This is a genomic window from Microbacterium yannicii PS01, from assembly GCF_000304335.1.
Classification (GTDB): Bacteria; Actinomycetota; Actinomycetes; order Actinomycetales; family Microbacteriaceae; genus Microbacterium; species Microbacterium yannicii_A.
The window spans coordinates 77535-95047 of the sequence record NZ_CAJF01000015.1 but is presented as its reverse complement, the minus strand read 5'-3'; the positions used below and the strand labels follow the sequence as shown (position 1 = coordinate 95047).

Below are 17513 nucleotides of genomic sequence, written 5' to 3'. Positions count from 1 at the left end.
AATGCAGAGGTCTTCTTCGTCGGCGCCGACGACGCGCTCGCCCGGCAGCCGCTCGCCGACCTGCTGCCGAGGTTCGTTCCCGGGTCCGAGCAGCTGGCGGCCGAGTTGACCGGCACCGCTCCGGCGTTCTCGAACGCCAAGGCCCGCCGCGTGCTCGGCTGGAAGCCGGCGCACACATGGCGCGGCGAGCTTGGCGAGCCCGGCGGAGCGGACCCCGCTGTTCCTGGTCAGCCCGCCGACCCGCTCGCCGTCATCGACCCCGACCCGCTCGACACCACCACCCGAAAGGACGTGCTGGCGTGAACTTCGACGGCATCCTCTTCTTCCCCGTCACGCCGTTCGACGCCGACGGCCGCATCGACGAGGACCTGCTCCGCACGCACGTCGCGACGACTTTGGAGCACTCGCCCGGCGGAGTCTTCCCCGCCTGCGGCACCGGAGAGTTCCACGCCCTGTCGACCGACGAGGTCGCGCGCGTGGTGCAGCTGGCCACCGAGACGGTCGCCGGGCGCGTGCCGGTCGTGGCCGGAACCGGCGGTCCGCTCGGTCACGCGACCGCGCTGGCGCGGGCGGCAGCGGATGCCGGAGCCGACGCCCTGCTCGTGCTGCCGCCGTACCTGGTGGGCGGGCCGCAGGCGGGGCTCGTCGCCTACGTCGAGGCGGTGGCCGCGGCATCCGATCTTCCCGTCGTGATCTATCACCGCGGCACCGCGCAGTACTCCGTCGACTCGGTGCGGCGCCTCGCGCGCAACCCGAAGGTCGTCGGATTCAAGGACGGCGTCGGCGATGTCGGACTCGCGCAGCAGATCGTGCGGGCGGTCGCCGAAGAGGGGCGCGAGGACTTCGCGTTCTTCAACGGACTGCTCACCGCCGAGCTGACGCAGGGCGCCTACCGGGGCATCGGCATCCCGCTGTACTCGTCGGCGGCGTTCGCGATGATCCCCCAGGTGGCGAACGCGTACTACCGCGCGTACGTCGACGGCGACGAGGCGCGTCGCAACGCCCTGCTCGACGGCTTCTACTCACCGCTCGTGGCGCTGCGCGACGAGACCCCCGGATTCGGGGTCTCCCTCATCAAGACGGGGCTGCGTCTCGGCGGTCTGCCGGTCGGCTCGGTGCGGGCACCCCTCGTCGACCCGACGCCCGCGCAGGAGGCCCGGCTCGGCGAGATCCTGGAGGCGGGACGGGCGCTGCTGTGACCCTCGCCGAGGCCGCCCCACTCTTCGTCGGCGGGCCCACCATCGCCGGATTCGACGCGCGGCTGCTCCGCGTGCCGTTGACGCGGCCGTGGGCGGCCGACGTGACATCGGTCGGTGTGATCGCGACGCACGTGGTGCGCTCGGACGGCGCCGAGGGCTGGGGCTTCTCGTGGACGCCGCAGATCGGCGCCGAGGCCGTGCACGCCCTGCTCGCGAACGACATCACGAGGTTCGCGCTCGGCCGACCCGCCGACCCCGGCTCGGAATGGCAGGCGCTCTGGCAGCACTTGCACGAAGCCGGCGGGGGCGGGGTGACGACCATCGCGATGGCGGGTCTGAATCTCGCCCTGTGGGATGCCGCGATCCGTGCCCAGAGCACCTCGCTGGCGGGCTTCCTCGGCGCCCGGCGCGACCGCGTCCGCGCCTACGGCAGCGGTGTGAACCTGCACTACAGCGAGGACGAGCTCGTGGCTCAGGTGCGGCGCTGGGTCGACGCGGGGTTCGATGCGGTGAAGGTCAAGGTGGGCAAGCCCGACGTCGCCGAAGACCTCGATCGCCTGAAGGCGGTGCGCGAGGTGCTGGGCCCCGATCGCGCGCTCATGATCGACGCCAACCAGCGCTGGGAGCTCGACCGCGCCACGCAGTCGCTGGAGGTGCTCGCGGCCGTGGCGCCGGCGTGGATCGAAGAGCCGCTTCGCGCCGACGACCTGTACGGCCACACCGAGCTCTCGCGGCGCCTGAAGACGGCGAGCGGCATCCCGATCGCGGTCGGCGAGAACCTGCACAACGTCTTCCGCTTCGACGACTTCCTGCGCAGCGGCGCCGCCCAGATCGTGCAGCCCAACATCGTGCGGGTCGGCGGCATCACGCCGTTCCTCGGCATCGCCGCCATCGCCGTCGAGTACGGCGCCGCCGTGCACCCGCATCTGCTGCCCGAGCTCTCGGGCCAGCTCGCCCTCACGCTCCCGGCGGTCGAGGGCGTTCCCGAGCCGATGGCCGAGGACGTCGAAGACGCCGGCTTCGGCGCACTGGGAGCTCTCGCCGACCCGTCGCCGGTGCGCATCGCCGACGGAACCCTGACCGAGGTGCCGCACGCCGGCCTCGGCATCCGATTCTCATGACCACCTCCGCACCCGTTCACCCCGGAGCCTCCGCCGCCGGCTGCGGGTTCGACCCGCAGACCGCGACAGACGAGCGGATGCCGCGACGAAAGGACCCCCGATGACCTCCACGACGCAGACCACCACGACGACCGCCGAAGAGCTCGACGCCCTGGCGCAGGCGGCGGCCGCCGCCGCACCCGTGTGGCGGGGAGCGGATGCCGCCACCCGGGCGTCGTGGCTGCGCGCGGCCGCCGACGCGCTCGATGCGCACATCGACGAGCTCGTCGCGATCGCCGACGACGAGACACGGCTCGGCGAGACCCGCCTGCGCGGTGAGGTCGCTCGCACCACCGGCCAGCTGCGCCTCTTCGCGACGGTCGTCGAGGAGGGCTCGTACCTCGAGCTCACCGTCGACGACGCCGACCCATCGGCCACGCCGCCGCGCCCCGAGCTGCGGCGCACGCTGACCGGCGTCGGCCCGGTCGCGGTGTTCTCCGCCTCGAACTTCCCGTTCGCGTTCTCGGTGGCCGGCGGCGACACCGCCTCGGCCCTCGCGGCGGGCAACCCGGTGATCGTGAAGGCGCACTCGGGGCACCCGCGGCTGTCGGAGCGGACCGCCGCGATCGTCGCCGCGGCGCTGGCCGACGCCGGGGCTCCGGAAGGCTCGCTCGCCCTGGTCGAAGGGCGCGAGGCCGGAAACGCCCTCGTGCAGCATCCCGTCATCCAGGCCGCCGGCTTCACCGGCTCACTGGGCGGCGGCCGGGCGCTGTTCGACCTCGCGACTGGCCGCCCCGACCCGATCCCCTTCTACGGCGAGCTCGGCTCGCTGAACCCGGTCGTGATCACGGCCGCCGCCGTCGCCACCCGCGGCGAGGCCCTGGCGCAGGGGCTCGTCGGCTCGTTCACGCTCGGCGTCGGGCAGTTCTGCACGAAGCCGGGCGTGGTGTTCGTGCCCGAGGGCGCCGGCTTCGAAGAGCTCGTCGCGGGCTTCGCGACCGGTGTGGGCGGCGGACCGCTGCTCACCGACCGCATCACCGAGGCCTTCCCGTCGGGAATCGAGCACCTCGAAGCCGACCCCTCGGTGAACGTGGTCGCGCACGGCCTTCCGGCCGAAGCCGGCGCCGCTCAGCCGGTGGTCCTGTCGACGGATGCCGCGTCCGTCGCCGCACGCCCGTCGACGCTCCTCGAGGAGTGCTTCGGACCGGTCACGCTGCTCGTGCGCTACGGGTCGGCGGAGGAGCTGCAGGCGGCGCTCGAGGTGGTGCCGGGGTCGCTGACCGCGACACTGCACTCGGAGCCCGGCGACGACGTCGCGTCGGTGCTCGCCCTGCTCGAGCGCCGGGCCGGGCGCGTACTGTTCGCCGGGTGGCCGACGGGCGTCGCCGTGACGTGGTCGCAGCACCACGGAGGACCGTGGCCGGCGACGACGTCGCTGCACACCTCGGTCGGCGCGACCGCGATCCGCCGGTTCCTGCGCCCGGTCACCTACCAGGACGCCCCCGAGGCGCTGCTGCCCGAGGTGCTGCGCGACCCCGCCCTCTCACGGCTCCCCCACCGCCGCAACGGCGTGCTGCAGCTCCCCTAGCCCGTCTCTCTGCGTCGAAATCAGGCCTTCTCGCCGAAGCCACACGTGTTGGCACGACCAACCTGGAATGGCCTCGGCGAGAAGGGGTGGTTCGGCGACAGGGCTCAGGTCAGGGTGCGGGCGAGGGCGGCGCCGGCCTCGGTCAGCCAGCGCGCGGGAGCCGCCATCGAAGCCTGCGGTGAGCCGGCGAGGTCGGTCAGCGACGCCGTCGCCGCGAACGCCGATGTGTCGGCGTCGGGCGCGATGCGGCCGGCGACGAGCATCGCCGGAACGCCGGCCCCCGCCGCCACCGCGGCCACATGGGCGGGCACTTTGCCCGCGGCGGACTGACCGTCGTACGAGCCCTCACCCGTCAGCACGACGGCCGATCTCGGGCCGTCGATGTCGCCGGCGGGGATTGCGGATACCTCGGCGATCGCCTCGCGCAGACCCACCAGCTCGGCGACCGCCCCCGACCCGGGCACCAGCTCCGCTCCCCATGCGAGCAGGCCGAAGCCGGTGCCGCCCGCCGCGCCCGCGCCCGGAGCCTCGCGGTCGGCATCGACCAGGGCCGCGAGTCGCGCGAGCCCGGCGTCGAGTTCGGCGATCTCGCTGAGAGTCGCGCCCTTCTGGGGGCCGAAGACCGCGGCCGCTCCGCTCGGGCCGAGGAGCGGATTCGTCACGTCCGACAGCACGGTCACGCCACCCGGCGGCAGCGGCGCGAGCCCGGACAGATCGACGCCCGCGATCGAGCCGAGACCACGCCCGCCGTCCGGGATCGGGTGGCCCGCGGCATCCGTGAATCTCGCGCCGAGCGCGGTGAGCATGCCCGTGCCGCCGTCGGTGGACGCGCTCGACCCGATGCCCAGCACGAGGCGCGAGACCCCGTGCGCGAGGGCGGCCGCGATCGCCTCACCGAATCCGCGCGTGTGCGCGTCGTGCGCGCGCAGCCGGGGCGGCTCACCCAGAAGCTCGATGCCGCTCGTTCCGGCGAGTTCGACGACGCCGGTGCCGGCGGGCGCGGCCGCCGTCGGAGGTAGGAGGACCCACGAGGCATCGACCGGCGTCCCCTCGGGACCCGTCACGCTGACCGCGATGCGCCGGGCTCCGGGAACCGCCGTCGCGAAGGCCTCGACCGTTCCCTCGCCGCCGTCGGCCATCGGGAGCAGCCGCAGAACATCGTCCGGACGCACGCGCCGCCATCCGTCGGCGAGCGCCTGGGCCGCCGCGGCCGCGCCGATGGTGCCTTTGAACGAGTCGGGGGCGATCACGACAGTGTGCACCATGACGACATTCTCCTCTGCGCGCGGCGATCCCGAGGGAAAGCGTTATCCTGCTGACCATGGTAGCGATGGATGCCGAACAGCCCGATGCCGGCACCAGCGCCGGCATCGCCCGCGAGGCCCGACGTCCCCGGGCCGTGATCGCCTGCGGAACCGGCAGGTACGCCGATCCGTGGCATCCGTATCCCGAGACGTCCGCCGCGATCGCCGAGCTGCTGCGCGCCGACGACTGGCAGGTCGACGTCGTCGAGAATCCCGATGAGGCCCTCGCCGCGCTCGACGGCGCCGCGCTGCTCGTCGTCAACGCCGGAGACCCATGGCGCAACGGCGAAGCCGCGCGTGGCGCGGATCCGGATGCCGAAGCCGGCCTCACTGCCGCGTTCGGGCGCGGCATCGGTGTGATCGCGACGCACAGCGCCCTGTCGAGCCTGCGCGACTATCCGGCCTTCCGCCGCGCGATCGGCGGCGAATGGGAAGCGGGGCGGTCGTGGCATCCCGAGATCGACGATGCCGCGGTGCGTGTCGTCGACGACGCGCACGGCATCGCTCGCGCGGACTTCACGGTCTTCGACGAGCGCTACACCGACCTGGTCGTCGACGACGGGGCCACCGTGCTCGCCGTGCACGACCTCGACGGCGTCGCTCACCCCGTGGTGTGGGTTAGAGAGACATCGCCCGGTACGGCTCCGGTGCGCGCCCTCGTCAGCGCACTCGGCCATGATGCCCGCGCCTACGAATCCGAGGAACTGCGGGCCGTGCTCACCCGCGGGGCGCGCTGGGCCGCCCGCATCGACGCCTGATCGACTCTCACCGCCACGAGAGCACCTGCTCTGGCGCACACAGGTCGTTCCGGGCTTTAGCGGCCTTCCTACGCCGGATCACCTGTTCCGGGCAACGAGAACCAGCGCGGACGCCCTCAACCCAGCGGATCAGCGCGGGCGGCGGTGCTCGCCCGCACGACCAGCGACGTCGGGACGAGCTCGAAGCCGGCGCCGCCGTCCTCGATGCCGGTGACGAGGGTCGCGACGGCGAGCTCTCCGAGGCGGCCGAACTCCTGGCGCACCGTCGTGAGCGGCGGGCGATAGTCCGCGGCGTCGGCGATGTCGTCGAAACCCACCACGCTCACCGCGCCCGGTACGTCCCGGCCGGCGTCGGTCAGGGCCCGCATCGCCCCCAGCGCCATCTGGTCGTTCGCAGCGAACACGGCGGTGATGTCGGGGTGCGCGGCGAGAATCACGCCCGCGCGATGACCGGATGCCGCGGTCCAGTCGCCGCGCGCCGGTCCGGGCGCGTCGAGCCCGGCGTCGGCGAGCGCGTCGCGCCAGCCGCGTTCGCGCTCCGCCGCCGCGAACGACTCGGCGGGTCCGGCGAGGTGGTGGACGGTGCGATGCCCGAGCTCGAGCAGGTGCTCGACCGCGGCGCGCGCGCCGCCGGCATGGTCGGACTGCACCACTCCACGACGGGCGCCGGCGTGATCCGACGTCTTGGATGCGTGGCGTCGGCGGTCGCCGCCCTGCGACGCGCCCACTGCATCGGGCGGCGCATCGACGACCACTATCGACAGACCCCGCGGCGCGGGGGCCTCGAGCGCCAGCGCCGTCGCCTCGTTGAGCACGATGACGCCGTCGACGCCCTGCTCGTTCAGTCGCTCGAACGCGGCTCCAGCACCGCCGCGGTCGAGTGTCACGACCGTCAGCGCGTAGCCGCGGGCGGACGCGGCATCCGCCACCGTCTGGAGCATGAGGGAGTTGCCCACCGTGGCGAGCGTCGACACCACGAGCCCGATCGTCTGGGTGCGGCCGGTGCGGAGCGCTCGGGCGGCACGATGCGGCCGGTAGCCGAGCTCGCTCATCGCGGACTCCACCCGGGCGCGCGTCTCGGGATCGACCCGCGGGCTGGCGTTGACGACGCGCGACACGGTCTGGCCCGAGACGCCGGCGCGGACGGCGACATCGGCCATCGACACGCGACGCTCGTTCATGTCGACCTCCGTTCGTGTTGACGATAACACAGCGGCGCTGTACCGTGTTGACGTGAACACGCCAGATCCAGGACCGGCCCCTGCGGCGGTACAAGGTCCCGCCGAGACGCTGGGCGCCGGCGTGGTCAAGCGGCCCACCCGCCTCGCCGACGGGCGCGAGCTCATCTACTACGACGATCCCGACACCACACTCGGTCCCGATCGCGCCCTCGACGCGCGGGAGCCGGCTCCCCGGCCGCCGACGGCCACCATGCGGCGCGACGTCTTGACCGGCGACTGGATCTCGGTGGCCGCGGCACGACAGAATCGCGCGTTCCTCCCGCCCGCCCACCTCGACCCGCTCGCGCCGCAGACGCCGTCGAACCCCTCCGAGATCCCCTCGCGCTACGACGTCGCCGTGTTCGAGAACAAGTCGCCCTCGTTCGGCCCGGCCCTGACGGCCGCGCAGGGCGGCGCGCCCGCCGGCGACGATGCCCCTCGCGACCTCGACGACCTGAGCGCTCCAGGCCTCGGCCGCACGCGCACGTCGGTCGGCCGCTGCGAGGTCGTGTGCTTCAGTCCCGAGCACTCCGGCTCGTTCGGCACGCTGACGTCCACGCGCGCCCGCACGGTGATCGAGGCGTGGGCCGACCGCACGGCCGCGCTGTCGGCGTTGCCCGGCGTGGAGCAGGTGTTCCCGTTCGAGAACCGCGGCGAGGCGATCGGCGTGACGCTCCCCCATCCGCACGGCCAGATCTACGCGTATCCGTACATCACGCCGCGCACCACGACCCTCCTGGCATCGATCGACCGTGAGGGCCCCGACCTCTTCGAGCGCATCCTCGAGTTCGAGCGGGCGGGCGAGCGCGTGATCCTCGAGGGCGAGTACTGGACGGCGTTCGTGCCGTTCGCCGCGCGGTGGCCGCTCGAAGTGCACTTGCTGCCCCACCGCCATGTGCCCGACCTCGCTGCCACGACCCAGGCCGAGCGCGACGAGCTCGCGCCGCTCTACCTGCGCCTGCTGCGCGGAGTCGATGCGCTGTACGACACGGCCACGCCCTACATCGCGGCGTGGCACCAGGCTCCGGTGCACCGCGGCCGCGACACGGTGCGCCTGCACCTCCAGCTCACGTCGCCGCGCCGCGCCGCCGACAAGCTCAAGTTCCTCGCCGGATCCGAGGCCGCCATGGGCGCCTGGATCGGCGACGTCCCGCCCGAGACCTCGGCCGCGCTGCTGCGCGCCGCCGTCGCATCCGTTCCCGAGGAGACCCCGTGACCGAGACCCGTGGCGCCGATGCGCCGCCATCGACTCCTTCCCCCACCGCCGAAGAAGCGCGCGCCCTGCTCCGCGAGCGCTTCGGCGTCGAGCCCATCGGCACTTGGTCGGCCCCCGGCCGCGTGAACCTCATCGGCGAGCACACCGACTACAACGACGGCTTCGTGCTCCCCTTCGCCATCCAGCAGCGCACGCACGTGGCCCTCACCCCGCGTGCGGACGGCGTCGCCCGTATCCGCGTCGCCTCGACGTTCGATGACGCCAGTGTCGAGGTCGCCCTCGATGAGCTCGACGTCTTGTTTCCAGACCGCCGCGACGAGGTTCCCGAATGGGCCCGCTACCCGCTGGGCGTCGCGTGGGCGCTGCTCGCGGCATCCGGCACGAATGCGTCCGACGTGACGGGCATCGACCTGGCGTTCGCCTCGAACGTACCGGTGGGTGCCGGCCTGTCATCCTCTGCCGCGATCGAGGGCGCCACCGCCGTCGCACTCGCCGACGCGTGGGCCGTCTCCCTCGACCGAGTCGCTCTCGCCCGGGCCGGCCGCGTCGCCGAGAACGAGGCCGTCGGGGCGCCGACCGGCATCATGGATCAGATGGCCGCGCTCCTCGGCCGCGCCGACGCCGCCATCTTCCTGGACTGCCGTTCGCTCGATACGGAGGTGGTCGACCTCGGATTCGAGGCGGCAGGCCTCGAGCTGGTCGTCATCGACACCGGCGTCACGCACGCGCACTCCACCGGCGGCTACGGCGAGCGCCGCGCCGCCTGCGAGCGCGGGGCCGCGGCCCTGGGAGTACCGGCGCTGCGTGACGTCTCGCTCGGCGATCTCGACCGCCTCGCCACCCTCGTCGATGACGTGACCTTCCGGCGGGTGCGGCACGTCGTCACCGAGAACCAGCGGGTGCTCGACACCGTACGGACCCTCCGAGAGTCGGGTCCGACGGCGATCGGCGACCTGCTCGTCGCCTCTCACGCGTCGATGCGAGACGACTTCGAGATCTCGGTCCCCGAGCTCGACACCGCCGTCGAGGCGGCCCTGTCGGCGGGCGCCGTCGGCGCGCGCATGACCGGCGGCGGCTTCGGCGGAGCGGCGATCGCGCTCGTCGCCCACGACCGGGTCGATCAGGTGAGGGATGCCGCCACCGCCGCGTTCGCGGCATCCGGGTTCGCCGCCCCGACCATCTTCACCGTCGTTCCCTCCTCCGGCGCCGCCCGCGACTGACCCCTCGCAGCCGACATCTTCTCCGGGTGACGCTGAACGGGGTGTGAACGCTCGACACGCCCATGGGCGAATGGTGGCGGGAAGAGGATGCCGCGGCATACCGTCGATCACGGGCCGGGGCATCCGTCCGCCGCCCGGAAGGAGCCACTGTGGCGTACATCACCGTCGGGACCGAGAACTCGGTCGACGTCGACCTCTACTACACCGACCAGGGACCGTCGGGGGCCCAGCCGGTCGTGCTGATCCACGGCTTTCCGCTGAACGGCGAGTCGTGGGGCAAGCAGCAGGCGGCGCTCCTGGCCGAGGGCTATCGCGTGATCGCGTACGACCGTCGCGGCTTCGGCGCCTCGACCAAGGCCGGGTCGGGCTACGACTACGACACGTTCGCCGCCGACCTGCACGCCCTCATGGAAGACCTCGACCTGCGCGACGCCGTGCTCGTCGGGTTCTCGATGGGCACCGGTGAGGTCGCCCGCTACCTCTCCCGCTACGGCAGTGCGCGCGTCGCCAGGGCCGCATTCCTCGGCTCACTCGAGCCGTTCCTGCTGAAGACAGACGACAACCCCGACGGCGCTGGACCGCAGGAGTTCTTCGACGGCATCGGGCAGTCGGTGCGCGACGACCGCTACGCCTTCATCGCCGGGTTCCTCAAGGACTTCTACAACCTCGACGAGAACCTCGGCACCCGCATCTCGCCCGAGGCCGTCGAGGCGAGCGCGCAGGTGGCGAACCTCGCCGGCAACACGGCGATCGCCGCCGCGCCGGCGACCTGGCCGACCGACTTCCGCGCCGACATACCGGCGGTGGACGTGCCCGCCCTGATCCTGCACGGCACCGCCGACAACATCCTCCCGATCGACGCGACCGCGCGCCGGTTCAAGGAGCTGCTTCCCGGCGCGACGTACGTCGAGCTCGAGGGTGCGCCGCACGGCCTGCTGTGGACGCACGCCGACGAGGTGAACGAGGCGCTGCTCGCCTTCCTTCGCGCCTGACCCGCCGCCATCACGCGAAAGGGTGGGTTTGCGCCGCGCACAGCGGTGAGAACCCACCCTTTCGGCGTCTCATTGCCGGCCGGCGTTGCCCATCGCGATGAGCCCGTCGATCATCTCGGGCGACACGCCGCCGCCCTCGCCGCCGGCGAACATGCCGACCCGGCCGATCGGGAACGACTCCATCATCTTGGTGAAGTCGACGCCCTCGGGCATGATCGCCGCGGCACCCTCCATGCCGCCCATCATCTGCGCGATGGCGGCCTGCACCACGGGCCCGGCCACCGGGTGGCGCATGACCTCGCCGAGCGACGACGTCCGCGACAGCGGCAGGGCGAACTCGTCGCCCGCGACCTCGACGGTGACACGGGAGCGGATGTCGCGACTCGACGCCGCGACCTCGACGACGTACTCGCCGCCTTCGACGACCCAGCGGTCGGCCCGGACGTCCCAGTACGCGAGATCCTTCCGCCGCACCGGCACGACGACCTCGCGGGTCTCGCCGGCCTCGAGCTGGACCGATGCGAACGCCTTCAGCTCCCGATCCGGCCGCTGCACTGCACCGCCCGGAAGCGACGTGTAGACCTGCACGACCTCGCGGCCCGCGCGGTCACCGGTGTTCGTGACCGCGACCCGCACCTCGATGTCGCCGTCCTCGCGGACGGAGGCGGCGGCATCCCCGTACGAGAACGTCGTGTACGACAGGCCGTGCCCGAACGGGAACGCGACCTCGAGGCGACGCGCGTCGTACCAGCGATACCCGACGAACAGGCCCTCGCCGTAGCGCACGTGCGAGAACTCGCCCGGGAAGTCGAGGAAGGCCGGGCTGTCCTCCAGCCGCAGCGGGATCGTCTCGGTGAGCTTCGCCGAGGGATTGACGTCGCCGAACAGGACGTCGGCGATCGCTCCGCCCCCGGCCTGTCCCAGCAGCCACCCTTCGAGGATCGCCGGCACGCGGTCGGCGAAGGGCAGCGCCACGACGCCGCCGTTCGAGAGCACGACCACCGCGTTCGGGTTGACCGCCAGCACGGCGTCGAGCAGCGCGAGCTGCTCGACGGGCAGGTCGATGTCGTCGCGGTCGTACCCCTCGGACTCCAGTCGTGCCGGCAGGCCCAGGAAGACCACGACGACATCGGCGCCGGATGCCGCAGCCACCGCCTCGTCGCGCAGCGCCGTCGACTCTTCGGGCGAGACCTCGAGCGCGTTGCTGAAGCCCCGGGCGTACGTGACCTCGCCGGTCGAAAGCGCCCGGATCTCGTCGAGCGCCGTGTCGACGCGCGTCGGGCTGATCATCGACGACCCCGCGCCCTGGAAGCGCGGCTTCTCGGCGAACTCGCCGATCACGGCGACGTTCGCCTCCTTCGCGAGCGGGAGGACCGGTCCCTGAGCCTCGACCGGCCCCTGAGCCTCGACCGGCCCCTGAGCCTCGACCGGTCCCTGAGCCTGTACCGGTCCCTGAGCCTGTCGAAGGGCGGCGACCGAGTCAGGGGCGTCGTTCTTGAGGAGCACGATCGAGCGCCCGGCGGCTTCGCGCGCAAGGGCGTGATGGGCGTCCACGTCGAGCGGGCCTGCGATGCTCCCCGCCCCGGCCTGAGCCTTGCCCACGAGGTCGAGCACGCGCCCGGCGGCGACATCCAGCACCGACTCGTCGAGCGAGCCGTCCTGCACGGCCGCGACGATCTGCGCGTCGGTCACGCCGCCCGATGACGGCATCTCGAGGTCCATGCCGGCGGCGAGGCCCGGCACGCGCTCGTTGACCGCGCCCCAGTCCGACATCACGAGACCCTTGAAGCCCCATTCGTCGCGCAGCACCCGCGTGAGCAGCCACGGGTCCTCCGAGGCGTACACGCCGTTGATGCGGTTGTACGCGCACATGACGGTCCAGGGCTGGGCGTCCTCGACGACGCGCTGGAAGCCGCGCAGGTAGATCTCGCGCAGCGGCCGCGGGTCGACGTCCGAGCTCGACCGCATGCGGTCGTTCTCCTGGTTGTTCGCGGCGAAGTGCTTGAGCGAGGTGCCCACGCCCTTCGACTGGATGCCCTTCACGATGGCCGCGCCGAGCGCGCCCGAGACGATCGGGTCCTCGGAGAAATACTCGAAGTTGCGGCCGCACAGCGGCGAGCGCTTGATGTTGATGCCGGGCCCGAGCAGCACCGCGACGTTCTCGATCGCGGTCTCGGTGCCGAGCGCCTCGCCGACGCGGTGCACGAGGTCGACGTCCCACGACGAGCCGAGACCCACCGCGGGCGGAAAACAGGTGGCCGGCACGCTGTCGCCGATGCCGAGGTGGTCGCCGCCCTCGCGCTGCTTGCGCAGGCCGTGGGGTCCGTCGGTCACCATGATCGCCGGAACGCCCACGCGCTCCACCGGCTTGGTGTACCAGAAGCTCGCACCGCTGGTCAGCGACGCCTTCTCATCGAGGGTGAGTTCCATGACATCGGGGATGGTCATCGGGTTCCTTTCCTGCTCGGCAATGAGCTGCTGTCGAAAACCTTATGTCACTAGGTTTTGAGAAATCAAGCGCCGTTCGGGTTTACTTCTCCTATGGCAGAGAGCCGGCAGGTTCGACGGGGTTCCTACGCGAAGGGCGTCGCGAAGCGCGAGGAGATCCTTCAGACCGCGCTCGACGTCATCGCGCGCGAGGGATTCCGCGGTGCATCGGTGAAGGAACTGGCCGATGCCGTGGGGCTGAGTCAGGCGGGACTGCTGCATTACTTCGGCACCAAGGAGGAGCTCTTCGCCGAGATCCTCCGCAGGCGCGACGAGCTCGACACCGTCGCCTTCGGACTCGACCTCGCTCGGCCGACAGCTGCCGCCGACATCCGCGCCGGCTACCTCGGCGTGATCCGGCACAACGCCGAGGTCCCCGGCCTGGTGCAGCTGTTCGCCCGGCTCTCGGTCGACGCCGCCGACCCCCAGCATCCTGCCCACGGGTTCTTCGTCGAGCGCGGCGAAGCCCTGCGCTCGGTGTTCGCCGACGCGATCGGGCGCCAGCAGAACGCCGGCGAGCTGACCGACCGGATCGAGCCCGAGACGCTCGCGCGGATCTTCCAGGCCGTCGCGGACGGACTGCAGGTGCAGTGGATGCTGGAGCCCGAGGTCGACATGGCGGGCATGGTCGATGCGCTATTCGGGCTGCTGGCGGGCCCGCATGCAGAGCCGATACCCGATTCCGCAACGGGCGGGGCCGAGAATCAGGAGCAGGAGGACGCCGAATGACCCGACAGGGCGAGGGACCCGTCGTCTCGATCGGGCCCGGCGAGGTCCGCGGGGTCTGGCGCGGGGAACCCGGAACGCGGAGCGGCTCGGCGGCGTTCCTCGGCATCCCGTTCGCGAAGGCGCCCGTCGGCGACCTCGGTACGAGGCGCCGTACCGCCCGATCCGTGGGACGGCGTCCGGGACGCGCTCGAGTTCGGCCCGACCGCGCAGCGCGGCGACCCCGGCATCACGCTCATTCCCGAACCCAGCGTGCCCGGCGAGGCGACGCTCAACGTGAACCTCTTCACGCCCGCGCCGGGCGACCCCGACGCCACCCTGCCCGTGCTGGTGTGGATCCACGGCGGCGGCTTCATCTCGGGCTCGCCGGCCAGCCCGTGGTACGACGGTCGTGCGTTCAACCGCGACGGCGTCGTCACCGTGACGATCTCGTACCGGCTGGGCTTCGACGGATTCGGCCACATCCACAGCGCCCCCTCGAACCGCGGGGTGCGCGACTGGCTGGCCGCGCTCGAATGGGTGCGCGAGAACATCGCCGCATTCGGAGGCGACCCCGCGCGTGTGACCATCGCGGGACAGTCCGCCGGCGGCGGCGCGGTCCTGACCCTGCTCGGGATGCCGGCGGCCCAGCACCTGTTCCACGCCGTGTACGCACTGTCGAGCGCCGTCGTCAACGTGCCTCGCGAACGGGCCCGCACGCTGTCGGCCAAGCTGGCGCACCTCGCCGGCGTCGAGCCCACGCGCGACGGGTTCGCGTCGGTCTCGGAAGAGACCCTCCACGCACTGCAGGAGAAGGCTGCGACCCCCGTATCGAAGGACCGGCTGGCGGTCGTCCATGCGCTCTTGGCCGACGGCCTCTCGTGGGGACCGGAGGTCGACGGCGACCTTCTCCCCGAGCCGACGATCGACGCACTCCGCGCCGGCGTCGGGGCGGACAAGCCCCTCGTGCTGGGATCGACCGACGACGAGTTCACGATGGTGCTCGACTCGGCGCCTCGCGCGCTGCGCCTCGTGCCGGCAGCTCTCGCGCTGGCCACGCTCGACGTTCCGCGGGCACGTCGGCGCGCCTACCTCGCCGACAATCCCGCCCAGCGCCGCAAGGGCACGTCGGCCCTGCTCGGCCGGTACGTCACCGACGTGGTGTTCCGGTCCACCGTTCCCGAGGTCGCGGACGCCCGCGGCGACGCGCCGACGTGGGTGTACCGATTCTCGTGGGCCTCGCCCACCCGCACGTGGGCGCTGCACTGCCTCGACGTGCCCTTCTGGTTCGACTGCCTGGACGAGCCGCACGTCACGACGATCGCCGGCGACGCCCCTCCCCAGCGCCTGGCCGACGCCGTGCACGGTGCGGCGGTCGCGCTGATCCGGGAGGGCGCGCCGGGCTGGCGGCCGTGGTCGGAGGTGGCCGGAACGACGCGCATCTTCGGGGGCGAGGCATCCCGACCCGACGTCGCCGCGGACGGCTACGCGAGCGTGCGCGCCCTGGTGTCCGCCGGCACCGTGTGGTGAGCCCCCGGAAGCTGCTCAGGCGAGCGCCGAGATGACCTCGCGCTCGAACAGCTCGACGCCCGAGAGGTCGTAGGCCGCCTCGGGGAAGTAGTGGATCGCGTAGCGGATGCCGTGGCGCTCGCGCTCGGCGAGACGCTCGGTCACCTGCTCGACCGAGCCGAACGCCGGCGACGAGAGGTACTCGCGCTCGGCGGCATCGGCGCGCTCCTGCCCGAGGTGCGGCAGCAGCCGCGCCTTGACGGCGGCGAGCCGCTCGTGGGCCTCGGCCTCGGTCGCCCCGACGATCGTGTTGAAGTTCGACGAGCGGGTGATCGCTGCGAAGTCGCGGCCGATGTCGTCGCAGTGCCCGCGCAGCACCTCGCTCTTGTGATCGATGTCGTCGAGGGTGCCGGTGAAGTTCGTGTACGCGGCGTACTTCGCCGCGATCTTGAGCGTCACCTTCTCGCCGCCGCCCGCGATCCACATCGGGATCTCACCCTGGACGGGCAGGGGCCGGACGATGGCACCGTCGACCTGGTAGTGCTTGCCATCGAGCGTGGCGGTGCCGGTGGTCCAGGCCTGGCGCATGATCTCGACGCCCTCGCGCAGCATCGCGAGGCGGTCGCGCACCGGAGGGAATCCGTAGCCGTACGCCTCCCACTCGTGCTCGTACCAGCCGCCGCCGATGCCCATCTCGGTGCGCCCGCCCGACACGTGGTCGACGGTCGCCGCGACCTTCGCGAGATACGCCGGGTTGCGGTAGCCCATGCACGTGCACATCTGCCCGAGCCGGATGCGGCTGGTCGACGCCGCGAATGCCGCCATCAGCGCCCAGGCCTCGTGCGTCGCCTCGTCGCTGTGCACCGGCGTGGTGTGGAAGTGGTCGTAGACCCAGAGCGACTCCCACGGTCCGGCGTCCGCGCGCTGCGCGAGGCCGTTCATCACCGCCCAGTGCTCCGCGGGATCGATGTCCACGAGGTCGAATCGCCAGCCCTGGGGGATGAATGTTCCGAAGCGCATATTCCCCAGCCTAGATGCGCGACGGGGCACCGACGCCGCGCGAACCGCCCCATCGTGAGGGGATGGTCGGGGTCGCGGTCGGGTCAGGAACCCACGACGCGGGCGTGCGGCATCCGCTCGCTCATGACGGCGATCGCGGCCGGGTTGTCGTCGACGAGAACCGCGTGCCGGCCGAGCGCCGACGCGACCGCGCCCGTCGTGCCGCTGCCCGCGAACGCGTCGAGCACACGATCGCCGGGGCGACTGGACGCCTGGACGATCCGCCGGAGGACCCCCTCGGGCTTCTGGGTCGGGTACCCCGTCTTCTCGCGTCCTGTCGTCGGCACGATGGTGTGCCACCACACGTCGGTGGGGAGCTTGCCGCGCTCGGCCTTCTCGGGCGTCACCAGTCCTGGCGCCATGTACGGCTCGCGGTCGACGGCATCGGAGTCGAACCAGTACGCCTTCGGATCCTTGACGTAGACCAGGATCGTGTCGTGCTTGGTCGGCCAGCGCTTGCGGGTCTTCGCGCCGTAGTCGTAGGCCCAGATCAGCTCGTTGAGGAATCGGTCGCGCCCCACGAGCGCGTCGAGCAGCACCTTCGCGTAGTGCGCCTCGCGGTAGTCCAGGTGCAGGTACAGCGTGCCGTCGTCGGCGAGCAGCCGCCACGCTTCGAGCAGCCTCGGCTCGAGGAAGCCCCAATAGTCGTCGAACCGGTCGTCGTAGGCCCGCAGGTCCCCGCGGATGCGCTCGTACTCGCGACCATGGAACCCTCGCCTCACGACGGCCGGGATCATCGCGGCGCTCGTGGGGTCGTAACTCCGGAAATCTGCGTCATCGGCGACTGCCGCTGCCCGCGATTCCGGGGATCGCTGCTCCCCCGCGTGGCGTTTCTCAGGAGTTGTGGACGCCGCGGAGTCGGAAGCAGGGGACGGATGCCGCGACCGCGCCGTCTCGACGGTCCGCTCCTGCGGGCGGCCGGTGTTGAACGGGGGGTCGAGGTAGATCAGCGTGAACGAGCCGTCGGCGAAGCCGCGCAGCACCTCGAGGTTGTCGCCACGATGGATCTCGACGGACCCTTCGACAAGCTCAGGGACCGGGGCTGTGCGCTCAGGGACCGGGACCGTGCGCTCAGAGAGCGGGACTGTGGGCTCGTCGACCGACCCTTCGACAAGCTCAGGGACCGTGGCCGGGGCCGCGGCGCGCGGGGCCGCGG

13 protein-coding genes and 2 pseudogenes are annotated in these 17513 nt (G+C 72.2%); 10 read left to right on the top strand and 5 right to left on the bottom strand.

Annotated elements, in window-relative coordinates:
• The 4 genes and pseudogenes from WYM_RS22205 to WYM_RS10490 all read left to right on the top strand — a co-directional run.
• Positions 1-303: pseudogene (locus WYM_RS22205) on the top strand (NAD-dependent epimerase/dehydratase family protein); the annotation flags it as partial.
• Entirely contained in the window at positions 300-1199 is a 900-nt protein-coding gene (locus tag WYM_RS10500; protein ID WP_019180792.1) for a 5-dehydro-4-deoxyglucarate dehydratase, read from the top strand. The pseudogene WYM_RS22205 and the gene WYM_RS10500, both read left to right, overlap by 4 nt.
• Positions 1196-2320, top strand: a complete 1125-nt coding sequence (locus tag WYM_RS10495; RefSeq protein WP_019180791.1) for a mandelate racemase/muconate lactonizing enzyme family protein — start codon at positions 1196-1198, stop codon at positions 2318-2320. Before WYM_RS10500 ends, WYM_RS10495 begins: the two co-directional genes overlap by 4 nt.
• A 100-nt stretch (positions 2321-2420) precedes the next feature.
• Positions 2421-3887 carry an aldehyde dehydrogenase (NADP(+)) gene (locus WYM_RS10490; protein ID WP_019180790.1) on the top strand — a complete coding sequence of 489 codons (1467 nt, stop codon included), beginning with the start codon at positions 2421-2423 and terminating at the stop codon, positions 3885-3887.
• A 104-nt stretch (positions 3888-3991) separates the two neighbouring features.
• Here the strand turns inward: WYM_RS10490 and WYM_RS10485 are convergent, their stop codons facing one another.
• On the bottom strand, positions 3992-5152 hold the full coding sequence (locus tag WYM_RS10485; RefSeq protein WP_019180789.1) for a glycerate kinase: 1161 nt from the start codon (positions 5150-5152) through the stop codon (positions 3992-3994).
• A 65-nt stretch (positions 5153-5217) separates the two neighbouring features.
• Between WYM_RS10485 and WYM_RS10480 the strand changes: the two genes are divergently transcribed.
• Complete coding sequence (locus WYM_RS10480) at positions 5218-5949, top strand: ThuA domain-containing protein (protein WP_019180788.1); 732 nt, start codon at positions 5218-5220, stop codon at positions 5947-5949.
• Between the two features lie 116 nt (positions 5950-6065).
• Here the strand turns inward: WYM_RS10480 and WYM_RS10475 are convergent, their stop codons facing one another.
• Positions 6066-7130, bottom strand: coding sequence for a LacI family DNA-binding transcriptional regulator (locus tag WYM_RS10475; RefSeq protein WP_019180787.1), 1065 nt, complete (start codon positions 7128-7130; stop codon positions 6066-6068).
• Between the two features lie 52 nt (positions 7131-7182).
• Between WYM_RS10475 and galT the strand changes: the two genes are divergently transcribed.
• The 3 genes from galT to WYM_RS10460 all read left to right on the top strand — a co-directional run bounded on the left by galT (position 7183) and on the right by WYM_RS10460 (position 10597).
• Positions 7183-8385 carry a galactose-1-phosphate uridylyltransferase gene (gene galT / locus WYM_RS10470; RefSeq protein ID WP_040569244.1) on the top strand — a complete coding sequence of 401 codons (1203 nt, stop codon included), beginning with the start codon at positions 7183-7185 and terminating at the stop codon, positions 8383-8385.
• Positions 8382-9605, top strand: a complete 1224-nt coding sequence (gene galK / locus WYM_RS10465) for a galactokinase (RefSeq protein ID WP_019180785.1) — start codon at positions 8382-8384, stop codon at positions 9603-9605. The genes galT and galK overlap by 4 nt, the downstream gene beginning before the upstream one ends.
• Positions 9606-9754: 149 nt before the next feature.
• Positions 9755-10597, top strand: a complete 843-nt coding sequence (locus tag WYM_RS10460; RefSeq protein WP_019180784.1) for an alpha/beta fold hydrolase — start codon at positions 9755-9757, stop codon at positions 10595-10597.
• A 69-nt stretch (positions 10598-10666) separates the two neighbouring features.
• Here WYM_RS10460 and WYM_RS10455 read toward each other — a convergent pair whose 3' ends face one another.
• Positions 10667-13045, bottom strand: a complete 2379-nt coding sequence (locus tag WYM_RS10455; RefSeq protein ID WP_019180783.1) for a glycoside hydrolase family 3 C-terminal domain-containing protein — start codon at positions 13043-13045, stop codon at positions 10667-10669.
• A gap of 93 nt (positions 13046-13138) precedes the next feature.
• Between WYM_RS10455 and WYM_RS10450 the strand changes: the two genes are divergently transcribed.
• Positions 13139-13813: a TetR/AcrR family transcriptional regulator gene (locus WYM_RS10450; RefSeq protein WP_019180782.1), complete on the top strand. Its 675-nt coding sequence runs from the start codon at positions 13139-13141 to the stop codon at positions 13811-13813.
• A gap of 207 nt (positions 13814-14020) precedes the next feature.
• A pseudogene (locus tag WYM_RS10445) lies at positions 14021-15319 on the top strand (carboxylesterase family protein); the annotation flags it as partial.
• A gap of 15 nt (positions 15320-15334) precedes the next feature.
• On the opposite strand, the gene WYM_RS10440 reads toward WYM_RS10445, so the two are convergent.
• Positions 15335-16318 carry a TIGR03560 family F420-dependent LLM class oxidoreductase gene (locus tag WYM_RS10440; protein ID WP_019180780.1) on the bottom strand — a complete coding sequence of 328 codons (984 nt, stop codon included), beginning with the start codon at positions 16316-16318 and terminating at the stop codon, positions 15335-15337.
• Between the two features lie 83 nt (positions 16319-16401).
• The gene (locus WYM_RS10435; RefSeq protein ID WP_051008115.1) at positions 16402-17364 is read right to left on the bottom strand and encodes a DNA-methyltransferase; all 963 of its coding nucleotides are present in this window, start codon (positions 17362-17364) and stop codon (positions 16402-16404) included.
• Positions 17365-17513: the final 149 nt, after the last annotated feature.

What these genes read in the sequence shown, in the direction of transcription:
- WYM_RS10490 (WP_019180790.1), top strand. Translation starts at nt 2,421, where the DNA reads ATGACCTCCACGACGCAGACCACCACGACGACCGCCGAAGAGCTCGAC.
- WYM_RS10485 (WP_019180789.1), bottom strand. Translation starts at nt 5,152, where the DNA reads ATGGTGCACACTGTCGTGATCGCCCCCGACTCGTTCAAAGGCACCATC.
- WYM_RS10480 (WP_019180788.1), top strand. Translation starts at nt 5,218, where the DNA reads ATGGATGCCGAACAGCCCGATGCCGGCACCAGCGCCGGCATCGCCCGC.
- WYM_RS10475 (WP_019180787.1), bottom strand. Translation starts at nt 7,130, where the DNA reads ATGAACGAGCGTCGCGTGTCGATGGCCGATGTCGCCGTCCGCGCCGGC.
- WYM_RS10455 (WP_019180783.1), bottom strand. Translation starts at nt 13,045, where the DNA reads ATGACCATCCCCGATGTCATGGAACTCACCCTCGATGAGAAGGCGTCG.
- WYM_RS10450 (WP_019180782.1), top strand. Translation starts at nt 13,139, where the DNA reads ATGGCAGAGAGCCGGCAGGTTCGACGGGGTTCCTACGCGAAGGGCGTC.
- WYM_RS10440 (WP_019180780.1), bottom strand. Translation starts at nt 16,318, where the DNA reads ATGCGCTTCGGAACATTCATCCCCCAGGGCTGGCGATTCGACCTCGTG.